The sequence below is a fragment of the Bacillus sp. F9_6S_D1_P_5 genome (assembly GCF_054823925.1).
The window spans coordinates 221,253-238,146 of sequence record NZ_JBTREW010000004.1; the positions used below are offsets into that span (position 1 = coordinate 221,253).

The 16,894-nt window shown below is 36.1% G+C and carries 20 protein-coding genes, 1 pseudogene and 1 other annotated feature; of the genes and pseudogenes, 9 read left to right on the plus strand and 12 right to left on the minus strand.

All coding sequences use genetic code 11. The features are described 5' to 3' along the window. Positions 1–199 precede the first annotated feature (199 nt). Both rpsD and ACUXEY_RS07590 read left to right on the plus strand, forming a co-directional pair. Entirely contained in the window at positions 200–802 is a 603-nt protein-coding gene (gene rpsD / locus ACUXEY_RS07585; RefSeq protein WP_001970982.1) for a 30S ribosomal protein S4, read from the plus strand. Between the two features lie 206 nt (positions 803–1,008). Next, a complete protein-coding gene (locus tag ACUXEY_RS07590) occupies positions 1,009–1,440 on the plus strand; it encodes a GNAT family N-acetyltransferase (RefSeq protein WP_461300401.1) in 432 nt (143 codons plus the stop codon). A gap of 107 nt (positions 1,441–1,547) precedes the next feature. Here the strand turns inward: ACUXEY_RS07590 and ACUXEY_RS07595 are convergent. Further along, positions 1,548–1,793 (minus strand): annotated as a pseudogene (locus ACUXEY_RS07595) (hypothetical protein). Between the two features lie 210 nt (positions 1,794–2,003). Between ACUXEY_RS07595 and ACUXEY_RS07600 the strand changes: the two are divergent. Beyond that, positions 2,004–2,903: a WXG100 family type VII secretion target gene (locus tag ACUXEY_RS07600; RefSeq protein ID WP_461300402.1), complete on the plus strand. Its 900-nt coding sequence runs from the start codon at positions 2,004–2,006 to the stop codon at positions 2,901–2,903. A 17-nt stretch (positions 2,904–2,920) separates the two neighbouring features. After that, positions 2,921–3,271 carry a DUF6572 domain-containing protein gene (locus ACUXEY_RS07605; RefSeq protein ID WP_029440132.1) on the plus strand — a complete coding sequence of 117 codons (351 nt, stop codon included), beginning with the start codon at positions 2,921–2,923 and terminating at the stop codon, positions 3,269–3,271. 651 nt (positions 3,272–3,922) lie between these two features. Here ACUXEY_RS07605 and ACUXEY_RS07610 read toward each other — a convergent pair. Both ACUXEY_RS07610 and ACUXEY_RS07615 read right to left on the minus strand, forming a co-directional pair. Continuing rightward, positions 3,923–4,282, minus strand: coding sequence for a hypothetical protein (locus ACUXEY_RS07610; protein ID WP_166703352.1), 360 nt, complete (start codon positions 4,280–4,282; stop codon positions 3,923–3,925). A 251-nt stretch (positions 4,283–4,533) separates the two neighbouring features. After that, the gene (locus tag ACUXEY_RS07615; protein WP_000050944.1) at positions 4,534–4,662 is read right to left on the minus strand and encodes a hypothetical protein; all 129 of its coding nucleotides are present in this window, start codon (positions 4,660–4,662) and stop codon (positions 4,534–4,536) included. A 150-nt stretch (positions 4,663–4,812) separates the two neighbouring features. Between ACUXEY_RS07615 and ACUXEY_RS07620 the strand changes: the two genes are divergently transcribed. Beyond that, positions 4,813–5,115: a DUF4306 domain-containing protein gene (locus tag ACUXEY_RS07620; RefSeq protein WP_166703353.1), complete on the plus strand. Its 303-nt coding sequence runs from the start codon at positions 4,813–4,815 to the stop codon at positions 5,113–5,115. A 79-nt stretch (positions 5,116–5,194) separates the two neighbouring features. On the opposite strand, the gene tyrS is transcribed toward ACUXEY_RS07620, so the two are convergent. From tyrS to acsA, 6 genes are all read right to left on the minus strand, one after another. Continuing rightward, positions 5,195–6,451: a tyrosine--tRNA ligase gene (gene tyrS / locus ACUXEY_RS07625; RefSeq protein WP_000512075.1), complete on the minus strand. Its 1,257-nt coding sequence runs from the start codon at positions 6,449–6,451 to the stop codon at positions 5,195–5,197. Positions 6,452–6,521: 70 nt separating this feature from the next. Next, positions 6,522–6,750 (minus strand) — a binding site (T-box leader). Positions 6,751–6,827: 77 nt separating this feature from the next. Continuing rightward, complete coding sequence (locus ACUXEY_RS07630) at positions 6,828–7,073, minus strand: hypothetical protein (protein WP_060632552.1); 246 nt, start codon at positions 7,071–7,073, stop codon at positions 6,828–6,830. Then, positions 7,054–7,599: an RNA polymerase sigma factor gene (locus tag ACUXEY_RS07635; protein WP_461300403.1), complete on the minus strand. Its 546-nt coding sequence runs from the start codon at positions 7,597–7,599 to the stop codon at positions 7,054–7,056. Before ACUXEY_RS07635 ends, ACUXEY_RS07630 begins: the two co-directional genes overlap by 20 nt. Then, positions 7,580–8,035 (minus strand): hypothetical protein, encoded by a 456-nt coding sequence (locus ACUXEY_RS07640; RefSeq protein ID WP_461300404.1) that lies wholly within the window; start codon positions 8,033–8,035, stop codon positions 7,580–7,582. The genes ACUXEY_RS07635 and ACUXEY_RS07640 overlap by 20 nt, the downstream gene beginning before the upstream one ends. A 93-nt stretch (positions 8,036–8,128) precedes the next feature. Further along, complete coding sequence (locus ACUXEY_RS07645) at positions 8,129–8,677, minus strand: GNAT family N-acetyltransferase (protein WP_461300405.1); 549 nt, start codon at positions 8,675–8,677, stop codon at positions 8,129–8,131. Positions 8,678–8,746: 69 nt separating this feature from the next. Continuing rightward, entirely contained in the window at positions 8,747–10,465 is a 1,719-nt protein-coding gene (gene acsA / locus ACUXEY_RS07650) for an acetate--CoA ligase (protein ID WP_461300406.1), read from the minus strand. A 176-nt stretch (positions 10,466–10,641) separates the two neighbouring features. Here acsA and acuA point away from each other — a divergent pair, with 176 nt between their 5' ends. The 4 genes from acuA (at position 10,642) to ACUXEY_RS07670 (ending at position 14,161) form a co-directional block, all read left to right on the plus strand. Continuing rightward, positions 10,642–11,274, plus strand: coding sequence for an acetoin utilization protein acetyltransferase AcuA (gene acuA / locus ACUXEY_RS07655; RefSeq protein ID WP_000581396.1), 633 nt, complete (start codon positions 10,642–10,644; stop codon positions 11,272–11,274). A 17-nt stretch (positions 11,275–11,291) separates the two neighbouring features. Next, positions 11,292–11,936: an acetoin utilization AcuB family protein gene (locus ACUXEY_RS07660; RefSeq protein WP_000634568.1), complete on the plus strand. Its 645-nt coding sequence runs from the start codon at positions 11,292–11,294 to the stop codon at positions 11,934–11,936. Further along, on the plus strand, positions 11,933–13,099 hold the full coding sequence (gene acuC / locus ACUXEY_RS07665) for an acetoin utilization protein AcuC (protein WP_461300407.1): 1,167 nt from the start codon (positions 11,933–11,935) through the stop codon (positions 13,097–13,099). The genes ACUXEY_RS07660 and acuC overlap by 4 nt, the downstream gene beginning before the upstream one ends. A 222-nt stretch (positions 13,100–13,321) precedes the next feature. Next, positions 13,322–14,161 carry an alpha/beta fold hydrolase gene (locus ACUXEY_RS07670; RefSeq protein ID WP_461300408.1) on the plus strand — a complete coding sequence of 280 codons (840 nt, stop codon included), beginning with the start codon at positions 13,322–13,324 and terminating at the stop codon, positions 14,159–14,161. A gap of 66 nt (positions 14,162–14,227) precedes the next feature. Here the strand turns inward: ACUXEY_RS07670 and ACUXEY_RS07675 are convergent, their stop codons facing one another. The 3 genes from ACUXEY_RS07675 to ACUXEY_RS07685 all read right to left on the minus strand — a co-directional run bounded on the left by ACUXEY_RS07675 (position 14,228) and on the right by ACUXEY_RS07685 (position 16,768). After that, the gene (locus tag ACUXEY_RS07675) at positions 14,228–14,497 is read right to left on the minus strand and encodes a hypothetical protein (protein ID WP_144612234.1); all 270 of its coding nucleotides are present in this window, start codon (positions 14,495–14,497) and stop codon (positions 14,228–14,230) included. Positions 14,498–14,622: 125 nt separating this feature from the next. Next, entirely contained in the window at positions 14,623–15,312 is a 690-nt protein-coding gene (locus ACUXEY_RS07680) for a response regulator transcription factor (RefSeq protein ID WP_429599215.1), read from the minus strand. 1 nt (position 15,313) lies between these two features. Further along, positions 15,314–16,768: a sensor histidine kinase gene (locus tag ACUXEY_RS07685; RefSeq protein ID WP_461300409.1), complete on the minus strand. Its 1,455-nt coding sequence runs from the start codon at positions 16,766–16,768 to the stop codon at positions 15,314–15,316. Positions 16,769–16,894: the final 126 nt, after the last annotated feature.

The following is a 16,894-nucleotide window of genomic DNA, read 5'->3' on the forward strand; positions in this document are numbered from 1 at the left end:
ATATAATAGCGTTTGTGTAAAATAAAAAGGCAGCCTTGTAATGTGAGTTTATCGTTTGTATTTTGTTCCTCTACGGAGGTGTATCTCGTAACTCCCTGCTGCTGGAGCGAAGGTACATGAAAACAAAATGCCCGTAAATATCGATTACGTCTGTTTTTATTTTACGTAAATAAAAACATTTTTAAAGGAGGAGTCAACTATGGCTCGTTATACAGGTCCAGCTTGGAAACTGTCTCGTCGTCTTGGAATCTCTCTAAGCGGCACAGGAAAAGAATTAGAAAAACGCCCTTACGCACCAGGTCCCCACGGTCCTAACCAACGTAAGAAACTTTCAGAATACGGTTTACAATTACAAGAGAAACAAAAACTTCGTCACATGTACGGCATGACTGAGCGTCAATTCCGTCGCACATTTGACCAAGCAGGTAAAATGCCTGGTAAGCACGGCGAAAACTTCATGATCCTTCTTGAAGCTCGTCTTGACAACTTAGTTTACCGTATGGGCTTAGCTCGCACTCGTCGCGCAGCTCGCCAATTAGTAAACCACGGTCACATCATGGTTGATGGAGCTCGCGTAGATATCCCATCTTACCGTGTAAAACCTGGTCAAACAATCAGCGTTCGCGAAAAATCTAACAACCTTGTTGTTGTTAAAGAAGCGATCGAAGTTAACAACTTCGTACCAGAATACTTAACTTTCGATGCTGATAAATTAGAAGCTACTTACACTCGTCACGCTGAGCGTTCTGAGTTAGCAGCTGAAATCAACGAAGCATTAATCGTAGAGTTCTACTCTCGTTAATCTCGGTACTCTGCAAAGAGTCGTATTAAAAGTCTTAGGAACCTTGTTTATCAAGGGGCCTGGGCTTTTTTTATTTTATTTAACAATGCAAGATAAGGCATAAAAAAGAATGTAATTGGGGCCAGTTTGGGGCCACAAAAAAAGCTGGCGTGTGTATAGAAATGGGTAAGTACAAAAAAAGCAGATGCTAAAAGGAGCTACTTATTTTGAAAGAAAACTTCATCAAAATTCCTCTTCATATACATGACTTTCAAACCTTAAAATTGTTATTAGAAGAACTAGTACAAGACGAAATAGAATTGTTTGAAGGTTTTTCTAAATATACTTTACATATTTCATCCAAAAAATCTATGGTCACAATTAACCTTAGAAGTGAGTATTTCCCAAAACCATATTTAGCAATTGTCGCTATAAGCATTACACCAAGTAATCAAGGAAAAGGAAGCATTATTCTTGAATGGTTTAAAACATTCGCAAAAGAAAAGGGCTTCAAGCGTTTAGTATTACAAGAAGTTATAACCGAAGAAGGTTACCACTTTGCATTAAAAAATAGGTTTACAAAAGCGGGTAATCTATACGAGGAAACATTCGGAGATCCAAGCAGTATTGATGGGGATTATGAATTATATTTAACGTAAAGAATGAAATAAAAGTGAACAAATATTCCCCCTATGCGTTCACTTTTTACTTGGTGAGTTATCGTATATAGTACGTTCTTTCCTTTCCATAAGATCATCCCTTTCATTCATGGATTTCTATCTCTTTTCTTTTTATCCCCTTTGTAAGTGAGTATTGTATACAACTTACCATCTTCCAGAAAAACCTTTCTATCATAATCTGCTAGAATTTCCTCAGGATTGATTTTTTCTACTTTTTCACCAACTCACCAGCATCCAGCACGAAGTAAGAACTCAGAATATCCTTCTGGAATCGGTAATTCATAACCATCTAAAGTTATTTTAGTGACTTCAATACCTTCTCTAATTATCATTTAATCGCCCTTTCAGTTGGAGTATAGATAAGTTCGCTTTTGAGGTATGTTAATACCTTTACAAAATAATAAGTTACTTAAACAATTTAATAAACAAGTTTTACTTTGATATTGAGTTTATATGTAATTAACCATCCGAAAATCCCTTTAGCAGAAAAATATCAATATGGTATAATTTTCTTGTGAAATATCGGAAAAAGAAGGAATGACATGGCGCAAATAAAGGTGACACCTGAAGAATTAGAACAGGTGGCAAAAACTGTGAGAAATTCACGAAACTACTTAGATCAATTACATCAAGATTTATACACTCAAACTGAATATATAGCTTCAATGTGGAGTGGAGCAACTAGTGAGCATTTCTACCAAAATTTTAACGAAGCTAAACCAAAAATATTCACCATCTTAATGGAATTTGATAAAATTGCTGATGAACTTGAAAAAGTGGCTAAAAAATTCCGTAAAGCTGATGAAGAAGAACAAAAAGCAATGGAAGACCGCATTAATGCTAAAATGAGAATGGACATAGTAGGGGAACTTTCAGGAGCGTACGATGCTACCCGTGCAGTTGACGGTATTGACCCTTCCACGGGTGAAAAAGTAGGCTGGTTTGATAGATCAATTGCTGGTGTCATGGTTGTAGGAAGTATGCTTCAAGTAGGGAAGTTAGGGAAAATACCTAAAGTTGCAAAAGCCTTAGATAAAGCTGAAACAGCTAAAAAAGAAATGCAAGAAGCTGAGGCACTATTGAAAGCTAAAAGACAGAAACAAGCCGCTATTAATAGAACGTCAGGAGACAAGTTTGAAACAGAATTGAAATCAAACTTAGAAAGCGCGGGGAACTATGAAACAGTGGTGAAGCAACTAACTTTAGAAACGCCTAGTGGTATAAAAACTAGAGTTGATTTGGCGGCAATTGATAAAGTGAAAGGGAAAATTGATTTATACGAAGCAAAAGCTTCATTGACCGCCCCTTTAACCAAAAATCAAAAAGCCGCTTTTCCTGAAATTGAAGAATTTGGGGCCGTTGTGAAAGGAAAAGGCAAACCGCCATTAACTGGAGGTACGGAAATACCACCTACTAAAATAGAAATAGTACGTAAACAATAGAGAAGGAGTTGGTATATATGTCTTTAAGAGAATTAGAACAAATAGACTTATTAGCCGTTGAAAAAGAAACAGGATATGTTCATCTTATTATTGCTGATGAAGAGGATTGGTCAGACGAAGAAGAACACGTATCTTTATTGATAGAGAAGATTTATGCTTACTTAGGAGTTATTGAAAGTGGAGCGATATATGAAATGTATCCTGATGCTAAGGGACGACAATTTGTTATTAGCATACACGGAAAATATCGTTGTACTGAGTACGGTGAAGAGTTTTTTGAAAAGACTGAGGAAATAGTTATGAAAGCTGGATACGGTTTCCAATATATACATAAGCCCCATGAAGAAGGGGACAATTTAGCAGAATAAAAACATTTAAGTCACACTCTTACGAGCTGTGGCTTTTATTATGTAACACGAATAACTAAAACAAAAAAGCCGTACCTCTAATGGGGTACGGCTAAAGCATTGCTAGTGTCTATTCATATTATATATTTTAATTAACTACATCTGCAAGGGTTATATTTTGATCAATCTTCAACGTGATATTGTAATCTTTCCATAACACATCATTATTATTTGTTACTATTTTTCCATGCTTTAACGAGTCTTTAATTTCATTTCTAAATCGAACAAATCCTAAATTCTTATATCGATTTAATCTTGGAGGTAGAGTTTCAACACTAGATAGATTTTTTAAAAATGAATCTGGAATAAAGCATTCATAACTGTTCTTTTTTAACTCAGTTATATATCCATCTTCAATTCTGATTGTAACTAAAAAATCTTCATATTATTTTACAAGTTTTAATTTTAATTCCATTATATAAGAACATACGTTCTTTTTCAACTTTAAATTTCTACGGTTATCATCACCAAAAGAAGTATATATGCCTATATACTTCTTTCACATTTCTTTTTCTCTATTAGAATCCATACATTTTCCTTTTCTCTCAAAAATCACTACTATTATAGTAGCTTAACATCTAAATACCACTATAGGTATTTTCCGATTCACATTTACACTCTTCTTGTCTTTCTTGTTCCCCCGATTCCTCCTCTTTTCTCTTCCTGTTCCGTTTTTACGGTTGATACTCTATCGTACAGATCCATTACTTTCTTAACCACATTAATTCCACCCACAACAATTCCAATCAAACCGACATAAATCAACACAACAGTTTTGTTTTCCACTACTGAAATGATTACAGTAAGTATTCCACCACAACAAGTCAACATGCTTCCCATGACATCCATATATTCTCGAAATTTAACACCTGCTTTCTGACAACGTCCATACCACCACAAAACTAGTACCACTCCAATAACAAATGCTCCTGTCCACATAATCATGTTAAATCCTACTAATAAATTTCTCATGTAATTACTCCCTTTCCATAAATAAATTTTTGCTGCCCTTTTCTATTTACGGAAAATAATTAAACACCTTCTTTTTATTTTTAAAAGAGAATTTTTAAATTTACATCTAATAATTACAGTTAAAACTACGCATATAATAACAACATTTTCTCTTTGATCTATGACAGATTTATTTTTCTAGCTAAAAAAGACTGTTTAAAGCAACTAAACAGTTACTTCAAACAGTCTTCATTTTTATATATAAAATAAAATTATTTATTTTCCTCTTTCTGAACATATACATAAGCATCTTTCTGCTCTTTATGTACATCCACCTTCGAATTCTCTGCAAGCTGACCCGCGTTTAGCAAAGAAAAAATAATGAGCGCTTCTAGTGACATTTTGTTTTACCACTCCTTTCTAGTTGTTATACATTTATCATACCGCTTACATGTGATTTCCGTATGAACTCGAAAAGGAGATTACAACAAAAAGGTTACAGAAATATGAATGCACGCTATAATAACCATAAAATAGGAGGTGGATTCTTTTTGACAATAAACCAAATGGTTCAACTCGGAAGTTCATTTATGTTGTTTATTACTTCAGCACTTATGAGTTGGTATCAGGGGAGTAATTTAATAGATGATCCTGATGAATGGAAATATAGTGCTAAGTTTACGAATTACTTTAAAGGCAGCGTTTCAAATTACCAAGATATTTATCAAATCGATTTCTTTATATATGCGGCAAAATTTTATCCAACTGCATTTATTGTTATGCTCATTAGCTTACTTTATATGATCGTATTAATTCTTCATATTCTATTTACAAGAACTCGTAAGGCAATCTAAATTCATACATAAAAAACCCCGAATCATAGACTTTTCATCCTACAATTCGGAGTACTATTTGTTTTATATTCGTTTCTGATTAGTAGCGAATTAAGAAGTATTTCTTTTTACCGCGGCGAATGATTGTGAATTTACCTTCGATGCGATCGTTTTCTGTTACAACGTAGTCTAATGCTTGTGTACGCTCACCGTTTACGTAGATTGCGCCGTTCGTTACATCTTCACGTGCTTGGCGTTTTGATGGAGAGATTTTGCTTTCTACTAGTAAGTCGATTAATACTGTATCTTCTGCAGTACGTTCTACAGATGGTACGTCCTTGAATCCTTGCTCGATTTCGCTTGCAGTCAGTTCTGCTACAGAACCGCTGAATAATGCAGCTGAAATTTTAATCGCTTGCTCTAATGCTTCTTCGCCGTGAACAAGTTTTGTCATTTCAGAACCTAATGCTTTTTGTGCTGCGCGTTTTTCTGGTGCTTCAGCTACTTGCTTCTCAAGCTCAAGAATTTCTTCATGAGATAAGAATGTGAAGTATTTTAAGTATTTAACAACGTCGCGGTCATCTGTGTTGATCCAAAATTGGTAGAACTCGTAAGGAGTTGTTTTCTCTGGGTCTAACCAAATTGCGCCGCCTTCTGTTTTACCAAACTTCGTACCGTCTGATTTAGTAACTAGTGGAATTGTTAAACCGAATGCTTTCGCATCTTCTTCTGATTTACGGATTAATTCAAGACCAGCTGTAATGTTACCCCATTGGTCACTACCACCGATTTGCAAGCGGCAATTATGGTTTTGGTATAAGTTTAAGAAGTCGTATGATTGTAAAATCATATAACTAAACTCAGTGAATGAAATACCAGTATCTAAACGAGATGCTACTGTATCTTTTGCTAACATATAGTTTAAACCGAAGTTTTTACCGATATCGCGTAAGAATGAAATTACATCTAAGTTACCAAGCCAATCATAGTTATTAGCCATTGTTGCTGGGTTGTCCACGTTTTCGAACTCTAAGAAGTTTGAAAGTTGGTTTTTAATGCTTTCTGTGTAGTAAGCAACTGTATCTTTCGTATTTAATGTACGCTCTGCTTTTTTACCACTTGGGTCACCGATCATACCAGTACCACCGCCAACAAGGGCGATTGGTTGGTGACCAGCTAATTGGAAACGACGTAACATTAATACTGGTAACATATGACCGATGTGTAAGCTATCCGCTGTCGGATCGAAACCACAGTATAATTTAACGCTTTCTTTTTCTAATAATTGCTCAAGTCCCTCAGCATCTGTTTGCTGATTAATTAGACCGCGAAATTCAAGATCTTGTAAAATACCCATATCCTACATACTCTCCTTTAAGTTCATTACTGGCGTGAAGGTTGAAAACATAAAAAAATCGCCCCTTCAAATAAGGGACGATTTTGATTATCGCGTTACCACCCTAGTTGCAGGCCAAAAAAGCCTGCCACCTTATTTACATAACGGCTTAGCACCGTCTTTTCCCTTTTGAATACCATTCAATCGAAAAAAGATGCTCTAGGGGCGTAATTCGCGATCATCTATGTGCTGATTTTCACCGGCCATCAGCTCTCTAAAACAGGGAAATGATCACTACTTCTCCCTTTCCACGCTCAATTATTCATATACTTTTCTTTATACCATCATTTATATATGCGTGTCAAATAGAGGTCAGGTTTCCCTCCTTTCCAATCCTTTACAACGCCATAAAGAGTATCGTAATAAGAGAAAGGATTGGAACCCCAACTAATAACGATACGTGAAACACAACCGATAAATCATTCCCAATCGTCGCCTCCACAGGATCTTTCGCTGGAGAACCGAGAAAGCCAATTAATCGGTCAAAGCGACTTACCGTTTTTGGAAAATCTGGTATTTCTACATGATCACTATCTAAGTGCTGCTGTAATTTATATTCATTCTTAAAGGGATTTTCGCTCAATGTCATCCACCTCCAGCAATTGTTTCAATTTCTTGATCCCGTTATGAAGTCTCGATTTCACTGTTCCAATCGGAATATTTAATATCTCCGCAATCTCTTTTTGCTGCATATCATGATAATAAGAAAGAATAAGGATAGCTCGTTGCTCTTCCGGAACTTTCAAAATCGCTTCTCTTACTGTGAGCCGATCTTCGTGAGAAAATTCTTTTTCCTGAATCGGCACTAAAAATGGCAAAAGCGTACGCCACTTTTTTCTTCTATTTAATTTATTAATCATAAGACGATAACCAACTTGAAATAAATACGTTTTTATTTTGCCTTTTTCAAGTTCATACATATGTTTCTTACGCTCTAGCGTCAAAAACGTATCTTGCACAAGGTCGATACTTAATTGTTCATCTCGGTTAAATCGATATAAAAATGTGTATAGCGCTGGTTTGATTAAAACATATAGTTTTTCCCCAGCCTGCTTATCTCCACTTTGATACGCAAGCATGAGTTCCTCCTCAATCCCAATCTGCGCCATGATTTTTGATCTCCTTTATTCCTTTTAACGTTAATGAAATACGGGAAATTAAATATATACTTGCGACAATAATCCATACTTGCGATTGATTCGTAAAAAATTGAACATACGGATTTTGTATTGTATGGCCGGTTGAAACTAAAATATTTAATGCCTGCACACATATGCATGCATACACTGCAAGACAAGCCGAAATCGTATCAAATACATTCCAACGAAAATACACTTTTGTTTTTGTAAAATCAATTTTATATCCTTTTTTCCGTACTATATGTTTTCTATCAAATGGAATAATGATGGAGAACATAACAATCATCATGACCCCAGCTGTAAGCATTGACACTTTAAATCCGATTGGCATTGGTAATAGCAAACCACAAGAAAATACGACTATAATTCCGATTAAAGCAAAAGTAAGAAGTAATTTATTAGACATAAAAAAGCCTCCCTCATCTATTCTTTCATAAATGTATACAGACGAGGAAGGCAATTCGTTCAAATATTATTTAATTTTTTTAACTATAATCTTTTATGCAAGCCAATCCTTTTTAAATAGTACATAATGGTTTTCCAAAAATATTTTATCGTATTTAGGGAATGAGCGTTTCACTTGTTTCTCTAATTTAAATCCGATTTTCTCCATAGACCTGCATGAATTTATATTCTTATCCCAAGCCTGCGCATGAACTTCATCCACTTCTAAAATTAAAAATACATAATTATATATTAAATTTCTTGCTTCTCGATTGACACCTGGACGCCAAAACTTACGTGCAATCCGTTGAGCCTCTGCACTCACAATTAACTTTTCGTTTTCATTCACCGTTGGCATAGAGATCCAATATGTCCCTACCATTTCCTTTGAGTGTTTCATTATAATTGACCAAGCTATAATATCTTTCAAATTTTTATAAGTATGTAACAGCTCTTTAATTTCATTACTATCTTTTGGGATCGTATTCGCTGTCCAACGATGCATATCAGGATCTTTCATTACCTCATACCACTCAGTGTAATCCTTTTCCGGTTCTACAGAGCGTAAGTATACTATGTCTCCTTCTAAGTTTGGTATCTTCATCTACGTTAACTCCTTTACTATTTACAAAAAGAAAGGTCTGAACATATTACTTGTTCAGACCTTCCTCTCTTAATCTTCCATCGTTGATAAGTCACCTGTTGGTAAGTTTAATTCCCATGCTTTTAATACGCGGCGCATAATTTTACCACTTCTCGTTTTCGGTAATTTATCTCTAAATTCAATTTGTCTTGGCGCTGCATGAGCTGCTAAGCCTTTCTTTACAAATTGACGAATTTCTTCTTTTAATTCTTCAGATGGTTCGTATCCTGCTCGAAGCGCGATAAATGCTTTAATGATTTCTCCGCGCACTGGATCAGGAATACCAATTACACCAGCTTCTGCAACAGCAGCATGCTCGATTAATTTACTTTCTACTTCAAACGGACCAACGCGCTCGCCTGACGTCATAATTACATCATCAATGCGTCCTTGGAACCAGAAGTATCCATCTTCATCCATATAAGCAGAGTCACCTGATACGTACCAATCTCCTGGCATGAAATAAGACTCATACTTTTGCTTGTTATTCCAGATGCCACGCATCATCGCTGGCCAACCTTTACCAATTGCTAAATTACCCATTGTGTATGGAGGAACTTCATTTCCTTCATTATCAACAATCGCTGCTTTCACACCTGGAATTGGTTTACCCATTGAACCTGGACGAATTTCCATACAAGGATAGTTACAAATAACTTGTCCACCTGTTTCTGTCATCCACCACGTATCATGAATACGAAGTCCAAATGCGTTCATACCCCAGCGAATTACTTCTGGATTTAACGGTTCACCAACACTTAATACGTGGCGTACTTGTGATAAATCATATTTTTTAATCGCGTCTTGTCCAGCACCCATTAACATACGGAACGCTGTTGGCGCGCTGTACCAAACTGTTACACCGTAATCTTGCAGTGCTTCATACCACGCTTCTGGACTAAAGCGGCCACCTAAAACAACATTGGACGCCCCAACTAACCACGGTGCGAAAATACCGTAAGCTGTTCCAGTTACCCAGCCTGGGTCAGCTGTGCACCAATATACATCGTCTTCTTTTAAATCTAATACCCATTTCGCCGTTTGATGGTGCTGAACCATTGCGTTCTGCGCATGTAGAACACCTTTTGGTTTACCAGTAGAACCAGACGTATAATGTAGAATCAAACCGTCTTCACGGCCTAGCCATTCAATATGTAATTCTTTTGAAGCTTGTTCAAATAAAGGATTGAACGCTACCGTTTTACCGCCTTCTTCTACATTATCTCCAACAAGGAAGACTGTCTTTAAAGCTGGTAAATCATTTAATGGTACACGCTCTAACAATTCAGGCGTTGTAATTAACACCTTCGCTTCGCTATCTTCTAAACGATCGCGAACTGCGCCTTCCATAAATGCTTCAAATAGCGGACCAACGATTGCCCCTAATTTCACTGCACCTAAAAGTGCGAAATATAACTCTGGGGAACGTGGCATAAAAATAAAAACGCGATCGCCTTTTTCTACATCGCCATAATTTTTCAGGACGTTTCCTGCTTTATTAGAAAAATCCTTCATTTCCTTAAATGTATACTTCTCTTTTCGAGATCCATCTTGATAATAAAGAGCTACTTTATTCTTTCGATCGGATTTCGCATGCTTATCAATTGCCTCATACGCCATATTCACTCGGCCTGTCTCATTCCAAGTAAAGTTTTTATTAACCTCTTCCCAGTTAAAATTCGCGTATGCCTCATCATAATTCGGCAAATTATTTTCTCCTTTAATGACAGGAAGCGTTTCTACTTTCATACTTTACATCCCCCTCCTATGTATTCTATTATCTATTATAATAACATTATTTAAAATTTTCAGTATATTTGTTGATTTTTAGACAAATTTTTAATGACAAATTTCGATTCACATCGCATATATTATAAAGTACGATATTAATAGATTCACAAACCCTCAAGGTGGTGAGCAATACATTGATTCATAAAAAAATATATAATGCCAGAAACTTGAAAACAGCGAAAGGCACTTTAATTATTGAAGGTCCTGTCTCTACACATAACTTAGAAATGTATGAATTCCATCCAGATTTAGTTGCGTTTCGTCCTGCCGAGCAGCAATATAAAGCAATTGTCGAAATTTCTAAATTACCAGAGGCTCGTCTCATTATTGCTAGACATGACCAAACGATTGTTGGATATGTTACATACTTGTATCCTGATCCACTTGAACGATGGTCAGAAGGAAAAATGGAAAACTTAATTGAACTCGGGGCGATTGAAGTTGTCCCTGCCTTCCGCGGTTGCGCTGTCGGAAAGAACTTACTAGAAGTTTCAATGATGGACGATTATATGGAAGATTACATTATATTGACGACTGAATATTATTGGCACTGGGATTTAAAACAAACAGGCTTAAATGTTTGGGAGTACCGAAAAGTAATGGAAAAGATGATGAATGCTGGTGGATTACAATGGATGGCTACAGATGATCCTGAAATTTGTTCGCATCCTGCTAACTGTTTAATGGTCCGCATCGGTAAACGCGTTGATACGGATTCTATTCAAGCATTTGATCGTCTACGTTTTCACAATCGTTTTATGTATTAATAAAGGGGGCAACTGGAATGATTGTAGAAGAAATTATGAATCAAGATGTAGTGACACTACATCCAAACGATACAATCGAAACAGCAATCCGAACGATACGCACGAAAGGCATTCGGCACATTCCAATTGTCGATCAAAATAATCATGTCGTAGGCATTATTTCTGATCGGGATGTAAGAGATGCAAGTCCGTCTATTTTAGATGAACAAGTTTCACTCGATATGCTGAAGCAACCACTTGAACTGATTATGAAACATCCTGTTATGACTTGCCATCCTCTCGATTTTGTTGAGGAAATTGCTACTTTATTTTTTGAAAATAAAATTGGCTGTCTTCCTGTTACAAAGGCTGGAAAGTTAGTTGGAATCATTTCTGAATCTACTGTGCTGCACACGTTAGTGAAATTAACAGGAGCACATCAACCGAGTTCACAAATTGAAATTCAAGTAAAAAACGAACCTGGTATTCTCGGAAAAGTCGTTGCTATTTTTAGTGAGTTACAAATCAATATCGTGAGCGTTCTCGTCTACCCAGCAAAAGATGAGAATGATAAAGTACTCGTTTTCCGCATTCAAACGATGAATCCGCTAAAAGTGATCGATGCACTTGAAGCAGAAGGCTACCGCGTATTATGGCCGAACATTATGGGGATGCAAGCATGAGTAGCGCGTTTATTTATTCGGATAACTTTCGGGGCTATTCGTTTAGCCCTGATCATCCTTTTAACCAACTGCGCGTCACACTTACGTATGATTTATTACAAAAGGGTGGCTTTATCTCTTCTTCTCAAATCATCTCACCACGGATGGCTACAGATGAAGAGATCGCCTACGTTCATACAGAGGAGTACATAAATGCGGTAAAACGTGCTGGAGAAGGTAAGTTAGAAAAATCAATTGCGATGACATATGGACTCGGAACAGAAGATACACCGATGTTTCCAAATATGCACGAAGCAAGTGCATTACTCGTTGGTGGTACATTAACTGCTGTCGATGCTGTTCTTTCCGGAAAAGTAAAACATGCACTTAATTTAGGCGGCGGCTTACATCATGGCTTCCGCGGCAAGGCATCTGGCTTTTGTATTTATAACGATAGTTCCATCGCAATGAAATATATACAGAAAAAATACGGTTTACGTGTTTTATATATTGATACAGATGCTCATCACGGTGATGGTGTACAGTGGTCTTTTTACGACGATCCTAACGTATGCACCATTTCATTACATGAAACCGGTCGTTATTTATTCCCTGGAACTGGCGCTGTAAATGAACGAGGACAAGGTAATGGCTATAGTTATTCTTTTAATGTTCCACTAGATGCTTTTACAGAAGACGAATCGTTCTTAGATTCTTATCGAACTGTCGTAAAAGAAGTTGCCGCATACTTTAAACCGGATATTATTTTAACGCAAAATGGCGCTGACGCACATTATTACGACCCACTTACACACCTTTGCGCAACGATGAATATTTACCGTGAAATACCGAAGCTTGCTCGCGAAATCGCTAACGAATATTGCGAAGGTCGCTGGATTGCTGTCGGTGGTGGTGGCTATGACCACTGGCGCGTCGTCCCAAGAGCTTGGGCACTCATTTGGCTCGAAATGAACAACATCCAAAACATCTCAGGTTATCTCCCTCCAGAATGGATTGACGCTTGGAAAGGACAAGCTGAAACAGAACTTCCCCTCACATGGGAAGATCCAGACAACATGTATAAACCTATCCCCCGTAAACCAGAAATTGAAGAAAAGAATGCATTAACTGTAGCGAAATCCCTTGAAATAATTCGGAATAATATGACAAAATCTTTGTACTAAAGAAAAAGGAGGCTCGTTTTTGAATAGCCTCCTTTTACTTATTGTCGGTTTCTGTCGGTAAGTCGATATATTTTGATAATCGCTGATATATTTCAAGAATCGCCGATATATCTTGAGATTCGCTGATATATTTTAATAACCGCCGATATATTTCAAAAATCGCTGATATATTTTATTTCATAATTAAGTGGTCCAACTTTTATAAGAAAAGGTCGTGTTATTATGTGGACACAACAAATGATCCCCACAAAACGCGGCACATTTGAACTCTTTACAAAGGGAAATGGCGAGCCGCTTTGCATTACACATCACTATTCACAATTTAATGAAACTGGTGATTACTTTGCGGATGTTTTCACTGCTATGCATCGTGTATTCCTCATTAATTTACGAAACGCTGGTAACTCTGCAAAAGCCCAGGTAGAAAACGAATTAAGTATGATTGAAACAATTCACGACTTAGAAGCAATACGAGAAGCTTTACAACTCCCAACATGGCATTTCGCTGGTCATTCAACAGGTGGTATGCTTGGACTTTTATATGCAATTACATATCCAAATTCCTTACAATCATTAGTCGTCGCCGGAGCTGCAGCAAGTAACTATACCGAAACATCATTTTGCATTTATCACCCAGCACATCCACAGTTTCATTATATGCAAAAACTCATCGAAAACTTAAAAAGCTCTCACCTTACAGGTGAAGAACGGAAAGAACTATCTACTGAGAGAACAAAATTATCATTGCATAAACCAGAAAACTACAACTCTTATTTTTGTAAACCAATCCAAAAAACTATGTCCGCTAGCCGGATGAACGTTTTCGCCAATGAATATCCATCATTTGATTTAAGAGATCATTTACCTTCCATCCAAACAAAGACCCTTATTATATGCGGAAGACATGATATACAGTGCCCGATTCAATATTCTATCGAAATGCATAAGGGTATACGTAATTCTATCTTTGTGACATTTGAGGAGAGTAACCATTATCCCTTTTTGGAAGAAGCTGCTCAGTTTACTTCTACTATTCAAACATTTTATAAATCGTTACACTAGTACCGTTATTATTAAGGAAAGCTCACAGTCTCTATAAGACTATGAGCTTTTTTCAAAAGAAATATTTCATACTAAAAACAGCAAGAAAAACAAAAAAATCATTAAACCTACATCAATGAATATCGACTTTTTATCTCCTTCTTTTATACTCATCATAAAATTAGAAATTATTTTAATTCCAAAAAAGACCATCATAAATAACCCACCGAAATGATCATTTGTAGGGTCTTCATCATAAAACATTTGTATTGCACCAATAATTAATAAAATAAGTACGATATTAGTTCCAATCTTTAAAGCCTTGTTTAATTTATTATCTTTTAATGTATCTCCCAAAATGCAGCACGCCCTCTCATACTCACCTATGTTTTATCTCTCTTTATATTTTAACATAAATTAACTATTATTCCCTTTTAGTCCAGATAACAATAAAAAAACCTGCCAATTACTCGGCAGGTATATTACACATTAAAACGATAACCAGCTCCCCACACTGTTTCAATGTATTGCGGGTGAGCAGGATCTCTTTCAATTTTTTCACGTAGCTTTCTAATGTGAACAACGACAGTAGCTAAATCGCCAGCTGAGTCTAGTCCCCAAATACGTTCAAATAACTGTTCTTTATTTAATACTTGGTTTGGATGCGTTACAAAGAATGTTAATAAATCAAATTCCTTCGTTGTAAACGCGATTTCTTCATTATTTATAAAAACTTTTCTCGCTCGCTGATCAATAGAAATTCCGTGAATGTATAATGTATCGCGTTGCTTACTCACATTTCCTGATAATCTTTCATAACGAGAAATATGCGCTTTTACCCTTGCGACTAATTCACTCGGGCTAAACGGTTTCGTTATATAATCATCCGCCCCTAAACCGAGTCCGCGAATTTTATCTATATCTTCTTTCTTTGCTGAAACAAGTAAAATCGGAATGTCTTTTATAGCACGTATTTGTTTACAAATTTCAAAACCATTCATCTTAGGAAGCATAATGTCTAAAATAATTAAATCATAATCTTCCTGCAAAGCCATTTGTAACCCCCTCTCTCCGGAGTGCTCTACATCCACTTGAAAATCACTAATTTCTAAATAATCTCGCTGTAATTCTGCAATACTTATTTCATCTTCTACTAGTAAAATTCTCTTCATCCTACTCACCACATTCCTGTACTTTTTTCAATGAGAAGAAAATACTTGTACCTTCCCCAAGCTTACTTTCCGCCCAAATTTCCCCACCATGCTCTTCAACAATTTGCTTCGCTATCGCTAAGCCAAGTCCACTTCCACCTGTGCTAGAGTTTCGCGATTGCTCTGCACGATAAAACCGCTCAAATATATACGGTAGCATATCAGCTTCTATACCTGATCCATTGTCCATTACTTTCACAATAACAGTATCGTTATCACTCAATACTGTTACAGTAATTTCCTTCTCTTCTTTATCCATGTATTTCACACTATTATGAATTAAATTCGATATCACTCTATTTATCTTTTCGCAATCGGCCGTTACATATAGTGGTGATGAATGTAATTGTAAGTGAACTTCTATCCCTTCCTCACTTAAATCCATTTGCATCTCTTCCAACAATTCCTGCATAAACACGTTTAATTCTATCGTTTCAAACTGAAAAGGAACTCGATTCAAATCTAGCTTCGAAAACAAAAAGAGCTCATCAATGAGTGTATCCATATGTTTTGCCTTCGTATGAATCGTTGTTAAATACTTATCCATTTTTTCTGGCGTATTTGCGACTCCATCTTTTATGCCTTCTACATATCCGATAATAGATGTAATCGGTGTTTTTAAATCATGAGATATGTTTGAAATGAGCTCTTTTCGATTTTCTTCATACTGTGTTTGCACTTCAATCGATTCTTTTAACTTCTTCCTCATTTCCTCAAATCCTTGATTTAATTGCCCGATTTCATCGTGCGATGTAACTGGAATTTGAAAATTTAAATCCCCTTCTTTAATTCTCCCAGTCGCATCTTTCAATACAAAGATTGGCTTTATCACGCTTCTTGAGACGAAATAGCTTACTAGCCCTATAAGTAAAATAGCTAACAGTAAAAGCGCTACGAACAAAATCGGAAATAACTTTTGTGTAAGATCTACAAATGAACTTTGTCTTTTTAGTACAAATATACTCCCTTCTTCATCCCCGGGAAAATAAAAATCAAATTTTACATATCGATAAAATGTATCGCCTAGTTCCGTTGTACCACGACTATTAATATTTGCTGATTCAAATTTCGGAAGGGCTTCTTTTAAAGATACACTTTCAAATGTTTTTGTAGCATAAGAAATGGTTTCTCCCTTTCTTACAACTATTTTCACACCTTCTTTTTCAAGTGATGAAACGAACGATTCATCTAATAGTTGTGATTGATTTTTCTTTGCCGCTAATTTCAACTCAATATACGTATTCTCTTCTTCTGGCGTAAGCGGCTTTTGAATATAGGAACTTTTATAGAAATTTTTCACTGATTCCAAGTCTCCTGTTATGGAAAAAACAATTAAAAATCCCGCGACTAATATGAGCGTGATGGAAACGAGAATAACAGCGATATAAGAGAATAAAAATCTTGTTTTAATAGACATATGTTACATCCTCACTTTATCAAACCTTGTTATTCCTAAGCATAAAAATATATGTTCAAATACTCAAGCGATTTTATAGTAATTTTAGCGTCAGTTTATAAAAATTTAATATTCTTGTTTTACAGT

What these genes read in the sequence shown, in the direction of transcription:
- ACUXEY_RS07610 (WP_166703352.1), bottom strand. Translation starts at nt 4,282, where the DNA reads ATGAGAAATTTATTAGTAGGATTTAACATGATTATGTGGACAGGAGCA.
- ACUXEY_RS07640 (WP_461300404.1), bottom strand. Translation starts at nt 8,035, where the DNA reads ATGTCTAATAAATTACTTCTTACTTTTGCTTTAATCGGAATTATAGTC.
- acuC (WP_461300407.1), top strand. Translation starts at nt 11,933, where the DNA reads ATGAGTAGCGCGTTTATTTATTCGGATAACTTTCGGGGCTATTCGTTT.
- acsA (WP_461300406.1), bottom strand. Translation starts at nt 10,465, where the DNA reads ATGAAAGTAGAAACGCTTCCTGTCATTAAAGGAGAAAATAATTTGCCG.
- ACUXEY_RS07600 (WP_461300402.1), top strand. Translation starts at nt 2,004, where the DNA reads ATGGCGCAAATAAAGGTGACACCTGAAGAATTAGAACAGGTGGCAAAA.
- ACUXEY_RS07685 (WP_461300409.1), bottom strand. Translation starts at nt 16,768, where the DNA reads ATGTCTATTAAAACAAGATTTTTATTCTCTTATATCGCTGTTATTCTC.
- ACUXEY_RS07660 (WP_000634568.1), top strand. Translation starts at nt 11,292, where the DNA reads ATGATTGTAGAAGAAATTATGAATCAAGATGTAGTGACACTACATCCA.
- ACUXEY_RS07645 (WP_461300405.1), bottom strand. Translation starts at nt 8,677, where the DNA reads ATGAAGATACCAAACTTAGAAGGAGACATAGTATACTTACGCTCTGTA.
- ACUXEY_RS07670 (WP_461300408.1), top strand. Translation starts at nt 13,322, where the DNA reads ATGTGGACACAACAAATGATCCCCACAAAACGCGGCACATTTGAACTC.
- ACUXEY_RS07605 (WP_029440132.1), top strand. Translation starts at nt 2,921, where the DNA reads ATGTCTTTAAGAGAATTAGAACAAATAGACTTATTAGCCGTTGAAAAA.
- ACUXEY_RS07680 (WP_429599215.1), bottom strand. Translation starts at nt 15,312, where the DNA reads ATGAAGAGAATTTTACTAGTAGAAGATGAAATAAGTATTGCAGAATTA.
- rpsD (WP_001970982.1), top strand. Translation starts at nt 200, where the DNA reads ATGGCTCGTTATACAGGTCCAGCTTGGAAACTGTCTCGTCGTCTTGGA.
- ACUXEY_RS07615 (WP_000050944.1), bottom strand. Translation starts at nt 4,662, where the DNA reads ATGTCACTAGAAGCGCTCATTATTTTTTCTTTGCTAAACGCGGGTCAG.
- ACUXEY_RS07635 (WP_461300403.1), bottom strand. Translation starts at nt 7,599, where the DNA reads ATGGCGCAGATTGGGATTGAGGAGGAACTCATGCTTGCGTATCAAAGT.
- tyrS (WP_000512075.1), bottom strand. Translation starts at nt 6,451, where the DNA reads ATGGGTATTTTACAAGATCTTGAATTTCGCGGTCTAATTAATCAGCAA.